This window comes from Planktotalea frisia, assembly GCF_001890925.1.
In the GTDB taxonomy this organism is placed as follows: domain Bacteria; phylum Pseudomonadota; class Alphaproteobacteria; order Rhodobacterales; family Rhodobacteraceae; genus Planktotalea; species Planktotalea frisia.
In genome coordinates this window covers 1-8,345 of the sequence record NZ_MLCB01000025.1, presented here as the reverse complement: position 1 = coordinate 8,345, position 8,345 = coordinate 1, and the positions used below count along the sequence as shown (strand labels likewise).

Annotated in this window: 10 protein-coding genes; 6 read left to right on the top strand and 4 right to left on the bottom strand. The window is 55.0% G+C overall.

The genetic code is table 11. The features are described from left to right. Positions 1–29: 29 nt before the first annotated feature. Positions 30–353 (bottom strand): creatininase family protein, encoded by a 324-nt coding sequence (locus PFRI_RS01755; protein WP_111445676.1) that lies wholly within the window; start codon positions 351–353, stop codon positions 30–32. Between the two features lie 12 nt (positions 354–365). Between PFRI_RS01755 and PFRI_RS01750 the strand changes: the two genes are divergently transcribed. Next, on the top strand, positions 366–704 hold the full coding sequence (locus tag PFRI_RS01750) for a carboxymuconolactone decarboxylase family protein (RefSeq protein WP_072629045.1): 339 nt from the start codon (positions 366–368) through the stop codon (positions 702–704). A gap of 175 nt (positions 705–879) precedes the next feature. Here PFRI_RS01750 and PFRI_RS01745 read toward each other — a convergent pair whose 3' ends face one another. After that, entirely contained in the window at positions 880–1,896 is a 1,017-nt protein-coding gene (locus PFRI_RS01745; protein WP_072629044.1) for an aromatic ring-hydroxylating dioxygenase subunit alpha, read from the bottom strand. A 145-nt stretch (positions 1,897–2,041) separates the two neighbouring features. Here PFRI_RS01745 and PFRI_RS01740 point away from each other — a divergent pair, with 145 nt between their 5' ends. Then, positions 2,042–2,935, top strand: coding sequence for a LysR substrate-binding domain-containing protein (locus PFRI_RS01740; protein ID WP_072629043.1), 894 nt, complete (start codon positions 2,042–2,044; stop codon positions 2,933–2,935). Positions 2,936–2,965: 30 nt separating this feature from the next. Here PFRI_RS01740 and PFRI_RS01735 read toward each other — a convergent pair whose 3' ends face one another. Continuing rightward, positions 2,966–4,078, bottom strand: coding sequence for a hypothetical protein (locus PFRI_RS01735; RefSeq protein WP_072629042.1), 1,113 nt, complete (start codon positions 4,076–4,078; stop codon positions 2,966–2,968). A gap of 203 nt (positions 4,079–4,281) precedes the next feature. On the opposite strand from PFRI_RS01735, the gene PFRI_RS01730 reads away from it, so the two are divergent. From PFRI_RS01730 to PFRI_RS01715, 4 genes are all read left to right on the top strand, one after another. After that, positions 4,282–5,046, top strand: a complete 765-nt coding sequence (locus PFRI_RS01730) for an amino acid ABC transporter ATP-binding protein (protein ID WP_281249297.1) — start codon at positions 4,282–4,284, stop codon at positions 5,044–5,046. Between the two features lie 3 nt (positions 5,047–5,049). Beyond that, positions 5,050–5,862: an amino acid ABC transporter permease gene (locus tag PFRI_RS01725; RefSeq protein ID WP_072629041.1), complete on the top strand. Its 813-nt coding sequence runs from the start codon at positions 5,050–5,052 to the stop codon at positions 5,860–5,862. Between the two features lie 34 nt (positions 5,863–5,896). Further along, on the top strand, positions 5,897–6,730 hold the full coding sequence (locus PFRI_RS01720) for a transporter substrate-binding domain-containing protein (protein WP_072629040.1): 834 nt from the start codon (positions 5,897–5,899) through the stop codon (positions 6,728–6,730). A gap of 79 nt (positions 6,731–6,809) precedes the next feature. Next, on the top strand, positions 6,810–7,679 hold the full coding sequence (locus PFRI_RS01715) for an amino acid ABC transporter permease (protein ID WP_072629039.1): 870 nt from the start codon (positions 6,810–6,812) through the stop codon (positions 7,677–7,679). Here the strand turns inward: PFRI_RS01715 and PFRI_RS01710 are convergent. Continuing rightward, the coding region (locus tag PFRI_RS01710) for a M14 family metallopeptidase (RefSeq protein ID WP_175549220.1) at positions 7,676–8,345 on the bottom strand (670 nt) is incomplete at its 5' end. The genes PFRI_RS01715 and PFRI_RS01710 overlap by 4 nt on opposite strands.

Sequence of the window (8,345 nt, the reverse complement as noted above, 5' to 3'; positions counted from 1 at the left end):
CAACATCATGGCGTGAACGCTATGTCGCATTAAGTACCTTTGTTGGGAGGAACCCCATGATGCGCGAGTCCTTGCATGACTTGGCGCGCGAGTTCTTCATAGAGATCCACGCTCAAAGACACAGTGCCAGGGAAGCCCATGTTAAAGGGCGCAGGCGCATAGCTCAGAGCAGGGGCAACAACAGCGCCACATATCTCGGCCGCCGCACATGCAATCTCGCGCGCGCAGATCACATCTGTGCCAATCAAACCCATAGGGCCGTGCTGCTCGATTGACCCCGTGGGCAAAATGACGCCTTTATGAGCACTCAGATAGGTCTCGACTTCGGGCCATGTCATTTCTTCAAGTTTCACAAAGGACACCCCATGAGCTGGACCACATTTCTCAACGACACTATGGGCCGTATCGGCGCTTTGCAAAAAGAAACGCCGGAGATGTTTGCAGGCTTCAACACCATGTCAAAAGCCGCGAAAAAGAACGGGGCGCTCGATGAGAAAACCAAAGAGTTGATTGCGCTTGGCATTGGTATTTCCACACGCTGTGACAGTTGCATCGGCTTTCACGTGAAGTCTTTGGTGCGCCTTAAGACGACGCGCGAAGAGCTGTGCGAAGCCTTGGAGATGATAGGCTATATGGGTGGCGGACCTTCGATTGCGTATAGCGCGAAGGCGCTCGAAGCGTTTGACGAGTTTACCAAACGCTGAGCAAAACGAAATTGAGAGAGGGCACGCGATAACATGCCCTTTCTCGCGTCGTTTACAAAACCCTCTCTTTCAGGATCAAGCCGACGCGCACGCGTTGTTTTGCGATCTTTGCATCAAGCCGATTTTCAAGCGTCCATGGGCTCCAAAATGCAACATAACCCTGATTATCCGAATTTTACTCCGCATCAATCTTGCGCTGCAATGCTTGGCGAAACGTCTTTGCCCCCAAGTCTAACCCCAGATCGATGTTTGGCGTATGCATTGCAGCCATACCTGTGTGCACCTTCTCCAAGATGGCTTTGTCTTCTTGAAACGCCATCAAAGCACCCGCGTTCATCACCTCTGAAATCGCTTTATCCTCAGGGTCGGTATTGCGGTGTTGGAACCAAACATATTGCGTGTTGTTCTCATCGACGGGCGTCATGAAATTATACGATATGTTAAGATAGGTTTCCGCCACCTCAGGCTTGCCCGGGCCACCCGTGCCAATCGGCGTGTAGACGGATTTGTTCAGCGCGATCGCGGGGAAACACATCTCGTAATGCTGCTTGCGATCGCAATTGCCCGCGAACCGCACAAGATCTTTGTAATAGGGTGAGGGCGGTTGATCATAAATCCAGCGCGACACGATCACGCCACGCTCGGTCTTTTCCATATCAAGCGGCGCACTTTCTGTGCCTCCCCCTGCGAAGGACGAAACATGCACCCAAGCGACATGGCTCGGGTCCAGCAAGTTATCTACGACCCACAAGTAATTGCACGCAATCGGCAGTACGCCCCCATCGGTATAGCCCCACTTCGGGTTGTCAAAATTCTCGATCTCGAAAATCTCGTCAGGATCAGCTCGTTCAGGATCACCCATCCAAATCCACAGCAAGCGGTAACGATCCACGACAGGATATGTGCGCACCTTTGCACGGCGTGGCGTCATCCCGCGCTGCGTCGGACTATCCGTGCAATTGCCAGTGCAATCAAACGTCAGGCCATGATAGCCGCAAACAACTGTGTCGCCCTCTAGCTGACCCATTGAGAGCGGCAATTTGCGATGCGGACAAGCATCTTCTAGCGCGACAGGGGTGCCATCAGCTTGGCGATAGAACACGATCTCTTCACCCAGCAGCATTTGCGGTTTCAGCGCGCGCTCGTAATCCTTGCTCCACCCCGCAACATACCAACAATTTCGCAAATACATGATGCGCTCCTTCATACCGTTAAGAGACAGCTTAGTACGCCCAACGCGAATGCCAATCCTGAAACGCATCTCTTTTCATTAGATTGGCTAATGGCTGGCGCGCTTTATCCTTGCTCTACCCCCAAGAACCCGTAGCTTTAGGCCCATGTTAAAGACCCTCCCCTACAGTGCCTTGCGCACCCTTGAATCTGTTGTGCGCGTGCAAGGGTTCGGGCGCGCAGCCGAAGAACTCAACGTCACCCAAAGCGCGGTCAGCCAGCACATCAAACAACTCGAGGATTGGCTGGGCCATCCCCTGCTGATCCGGCGCAGTCGTCAGACCATTCCAACCGAACAAGGCGAGCGTCTCGCCCATGCTGTGCGCGCAGGCTTCGGCACGGTTGAGCAGCTCTGCGAGGAGTTGCGCGATAGCAAGAACACCAAGCGCGACGGCCTGCTTGTTGCCGCCCCTCCGGGTTTTGGGTTTGTGTGGCTTTTGCCGCGTCTCTTTCGCTTTGACGCCGCACATCCTGATATCCCCATCTCGCTCTCTAGCGATCCCACCTCGCAATCGCCAAACACCAGCGACGCTGATGTGATCCTGTCGTATAGTGCTGGCGGCTTCCCGAATATGCACGCTAAAAAACTAATGTCGGAAACCATGTCCCCCGTCTGCGCCCCCTCCCTTGCCCAGAGCCTGCACAGCGTCGAGGACATCGCCAAACATGTGATGCTTCTCGACACAACGAACATGCCTGATCATCTCTCAAGCTGGGCGTTTTGGGCGAAAGAGGTCGGTGTGACCCTGCCCCACATCCCTCGTTCGCGTAAATTCGGCCAAGCCAATATGGTGATCCAGGCCGCGATCAGCGGTTCTGGCATCGCCATGGGTCGCGACCCTTTGGTTAGCGATGCCCTCAAGGCCGGCACACTTGTGCACCCCTTCCCCGACTTCGCGCATTCGCAATTTTCGTATTGGTTCGTGTGCAAGCACGAGGCGTTGAAATCAGACGCCGTACAAGCGTTTCGAGCATGGTTGCAGGACGAGGTTGGCGTTTGAAACTACACGCCATCGTTTCCGCGACACTCATCAAGCAAACCGCAATTGCCCACATGCCGCTTGCCCAACGGACGTCGCAGGGTCTTTAAAACTCGCACATAAGTCCGCAAACCTTTCGCGCAACGCACGCCCGCCCCTGATCCGCTCAGGGCGCAAACGACCGCCTTCCCACACAGCGACACCATCCAAACGCACCGTCGCGTCCAATATGTTAAGCGAGATTTCACCGGGCGGATAAGCCCCACAAGTATGGAAATGCATCAGTCGCGGGTTGCCAAATGCGCCGCCGCTCCAGCGCTCGAAATGCGTACCAGCAGGGTCATCAAAGGCACAACCAGGGTGAATACCGCCATGCCATGAATGCACATAGTAAGTATCAAGGCCGTACTTGCGCCCAACAAACTCGTAATGCGCCGTCGCTGCGGACACATCCTTTTGCGACCCTGTAAATCCGGTGATGCGATTGCGCTCGAAGTTCACGAAAAGCGTCTCTTCCAGACCGCAAGACCAAGGGGTGTAATATTGCGAACCCGTACCCGTCAAAAATCCGTTCTGCGCAATGCGCCCGCGAAAACCGTCCGCAGGGATCGGCGCGTAAACGGAGACGGGAAAACGCTTCAGCGTTGTGTCACTCCCAGCCAGTGGCGCGCCTTGGTAACTGCCGCGAAAATCAGTGCCTGCGGGACAGGTGACATGCACCTCATCGGCGCCACAAATCGCGCCATTGATCAGATCGCGCAGCGCTTCCATCGCTTGGTGTTCAATCGTGCCGAAGGGTGAGGCAAGCATCTGCCCGTCCAGTGCGTAACTCACCACTTGCACCGTGTCCGTGCTCTTGGACCGGAACCGAATTTGATCCCCGAGACGTGCCAGAAACAACGTGCAATCCGCCGCCGCCATCTTGGCCACCAAGCTCGGATCAGGGTCACACACGTCACGGTTCAAAGGCACGCCTACAATCTCGGTAATCAGACCAAACTGCGCGCCTACTGCTTGGATCGCGTGTCCCATCGAAGGATCATAGTAACCCACCGTGTCCGTCTCACAGACAATCAACAGCTTGTCGCCAGTCGCGCATCCCGCACAATTGATCAACAAATTGCGCGCACCTTTGGCAAACCGCTCATGATAGCTTTGCTGCATGCTTGTGTCCCTAAGTTGCGAAAAATTCAGCACTCGACCACTGAACAAGGCCCCCACCTTTTCGAAACACTAGCGATATCACGTAGTTATACCTATCACGTTGATATAATGAATGACATTAGCTCAGCTAATAAATATTACCTTCCGTCGTAGCTAATGGCTTGCCGACACGCCAACAGGCGCTACTCTGTGTGCCTATGAAAATGAACAACACACGCGCGAGCGCATCGCTCAAAGAGATGATCCACGTCGCGCATGTGGACAAATTTTACGGCGATTTCCAAGCGCTTAGCGACGTCGACCTATCCGTCAACCAAGGCGAGCGTATCGTGATCTGCGGCCCCTCAGGCTCTGGCAAGTCCACGCTGATCAGGTGTCTCAACGGATTAGAGTTCCACGACGCGGGCGAGATCATCGTTGACGGTATTTCTGTTGAAGAAGACAGCAAGCACCTCAAAACACTGCGCCAAGAGGTCGGCATGGTGTTTCAACAATTCAATCTCTTTCCGCATCTGACGATTCTGGAGAACCTCACAATCGGCCCTATGAAGGTGCGCAAGATCGCCAAAGCCGAGGCAGAAAAGCGCGCGCGCCTTTACCTTGAGCGCGTGCACATCCCCGAACAGGCTGACAAATATCCCGCACAGCTTTCAGGTGGTCAGCAGCAGCGTGTTGCGATTGCACGCTCGCTCTGCATGGAAACGCGGATCATGCTTTTTGATGAACCAACCTCCGCGCTTGACCCTGAAATGATCAACGAAGTGCTCGATGTCATGGTCGAACTCGCTGACACAGGCATCACCATGGTTTGCGTTACCCACGAGATGGGTTTCGCGCGCAAAGTCGCGGATCGCATAGTCTTCATGGAAGCAGGGCGCATCATGGAAACCGCCACGCCGGACAAGTTCTTTACCAACCCAGACAGCGAACGTCTGAAACTTTTCCTTGGTCAAATTCTGGATCACTAACAGATGAGCACGCGCGCCAAACCTCTCACGCTCAAGAAAGTGCTGAACTCTGTTCCGGTCTCTTTTGCGATCTATGCGTTCGTGATGTGGCTGATCATCTATGGCGCTTATGCTGGCGCGCAGGCGATGGGTTATAACTGGCAGTGGTATCGCATGCCGCAGTATTTCTACACGCTTACCGACGATGGGTTTCAACTGGGCGAGATCATGATCGGCCTTGGCAAAACCATCCAGCTTTCGCTCACCGCCTTCGCGCTTGCCACAATTTTCGGCCTGTTCATCGCACTGCTGCGCCTCTCCGATCTGGTGATCGGTCGCGGCCTGTCCATCGCGCTGCTCGAATTTTTGCGCAACATGCCCCTGCTCGTACTGCTCTATTTGTTTTACTACGTGCTCGGCCCCGTCTTTTCGCTCGATCGCTATACCGCCAGCGTGCTCTGTCTTGCGGTGTTTCATGCCGCGCTCATCTCGGAAATTTTCCGCGCCGGCATCAACGCGATCCCGAAAGGACAGTGGGAGGGCGCAACCTCCATCGGCATGTCCAAGGGCCAAGCCTACCGCTACATCATCCTGCCGCAATCCATCCGCTTCATGTTGCCGCCTATGACGGGCGAAGTCGTGCACCTGATCAAAAGCTCCGCCATCGTTAGCGTCATCGCTGTGGCCGAACTCACGACGATCGGGCGCAACCTGATTTCCGACACCTACATGAGCTTTGAAATTTGGTTCACCATCGCAGCGGTCTATATGGTCGTGACCCTGCTTCTCTCTATCGGCGTTTCTCAAGTTGAAAAACGATACGCCGTTCAAACCTAGTTAAGACTTAGTAACCCCAACAAGGAGACTACCCATGACATTCACCAGACGCTTCGCAGGCATCGCACTGGCTTCAGCGGCGGCACTTGCCCTCGCCGTGCCAGCTTCGGCGCAAAGCACGCAGCAGTCGCTTTCAAGCGGCTCTGTGATCGAAAGCATCAAGCAAGAAGGCGTGATCAAGATCGGCCTATCCATCTTCCGTCCTTGGTCCATGCGTGACCTCAACGGCGAACTCGTTGGTTTCGAGCTCGACGTAGGTCGTGAATTGGCCAAAGATATGGGCGTGGAAGTCGAGTTCGTTCCGACGTCATGGGACGGCATCATCCCTGCCCTCGTGTCCGGCAAATTCGACGTCATCATCTCTGGCATGTCGATCACGCCACAGCGCAACCTAACTGTGAATTTCTCTGATCCCTATGCCTACTCCGGCATGACGATCCTTGCCAACAAAGCAATGACCGAAGGGTTCTCGCTAGAGGATTACAACAGCGCTGACGTCACATTCGCAGCCCGTCGCGGTGCCACACCAGCCGCAGTGATCGCGGACATGTTCCCCGAAGCAGAGCTGCTTTTGTTTGATGAGGACGGCGCATCCACGCAAGAAGTCCTGAACGGCAACGCCCACGCAACGATGTCGTCTGAACCGACGCCATCCGAAGCTGCGCGCCGCTATCCTGAAACGCTCTATGTGCCCTTCAACGAGGCATTCCAAGCCGGCGGTGAAGCTTTCGCACTGCGCAAAGGTGATCCGGATGCAGAGAACTTCTTCAACAACTGGATTGGCACAAAGACCCGTACGGGTTGGCTCAAAGAGCGTCACGACTACTGGTTCCGTGGCGAAGACTGGAAAGACAAAGTCGCTGAGTAATCTGAGCGAGATCAGACCCTAACAGGGCGGATGGGCGTTCACGCGCCCTCCTCCACCCCCCACTCAAAGGCCCGCACGCATGCAAAAATTCCTCAAACGACTTCACTGGCTCGATTATGTTATCGTCGCACTTGTGCTTGTCGCTGTGGTTTTTGTCATACAACGCGTTGGCGGCACGCTGAACTACAATTGGCGTTGGGAAAAAATCCCAAACTACATTTTCCGTTACCGCGAAGATCAAGAGCGCTGGGTCGCGAACCTTCTTATCCAAGGGCTTGTCGCAACGATCCGCATTAGCATTTACGCCAGCATTCTCGCCTTGGTCCTTGGCGTTATATTGGGTGTCGCGCGCTGCTCTGCCAACCTCGCCGTGCGCATGCTCGCACGCACCTATCTCGAATTTCTGCGCAACGTCCCACCCGTCGTTGTCATCTTTATCTTTTTCTTTTTCCTCTCCGAGCAAATCATCGCCGCGCTCAACATGGAACGCTGGGCGCGCGGCATTGCGCGCAGTGACGACAACCAAATCTGGACGTTCTTCTTTGGTGACATGCGCCGCTTTCCAGCGCTCATTTCCGGCGTCATCGTTCTCGGGCTTTTCCAAAGCGCCTTCGTCGGTGAAATCGTGCGCGCAGGCATTCAATCCATCGACAAAGGCCAACGCGAAGCCGCGCGATCCATCGGGATGAGCCGCTTCCAGGAATTGCGCTACATCGTGCTGCCCCAAGCGCTGCGCAAAGTGCTTCCGCCCATGGCAAACCAGTTCATCTCACTCGTCAAAGACAGCTCGCTCGTCTCGCTCATTTCTGTGCCGGACCTGACGTTCAAAACAGTCGAACTCGTGGCATCCACCCGCATGATATTTGAGGCGTGGCTGGTCGCTGCCGCCTTCTACTTTGTGATCTGTTTCAGCCTGTCGATGCTGTTCAGACGGTTAGAGCAACCCTAGCCATCCACATCCTGCACAACGATCATCAACATATCACCACGTTTAACGTATCCGCGATTGGTATGCGCCAACACGAGCCCGTCATGGCTAAAGCGCACCGTTTCCGATGCTCGTTCTGGCTCCATTACAAAGTGAAAACGCCCCGCAACATCACCAGCCTTCACCCGCGAACCAGCGCTGATAAAGCGATCAAAGACGCCTTCGCCTTTGGCGTTCAAACTATGCTCGGCTGAGGTAATCTCAACCATCTCAACATCCGTCCTCGGTGCGACCGACCCCTTCAGAATCCCCCGATTGCGCAGCATGTTATACAGCCCCAGCTCCGTCGCATCGGTAATCTCAGGATCAACACCGCCCCCGCCGCCAAGCTCTGTCGCGATCATCGGCACACCCGCACGCTCTGCTGCAGAATTAAGCGAGCGCGCGTCGTTGAAACTGCCCAAAACCCAAATCAGCGGCAACCCAAACACGCGCGCCAGTTCCAAATTCGCCGCATCCAACTCCGCATCTTTTGTGCGTGTCGCCAAAGTACACGGCGCAAAGAACGATGCCTTCCCACCCGAATGCAAATCCACCGCAATATCCGCGCGCGGCAGTAACTCCGTTTCGACATATACACAGAGTCCTCGAGCACCCGACTTTTGACGGGTTGACGTCTGACCGTAG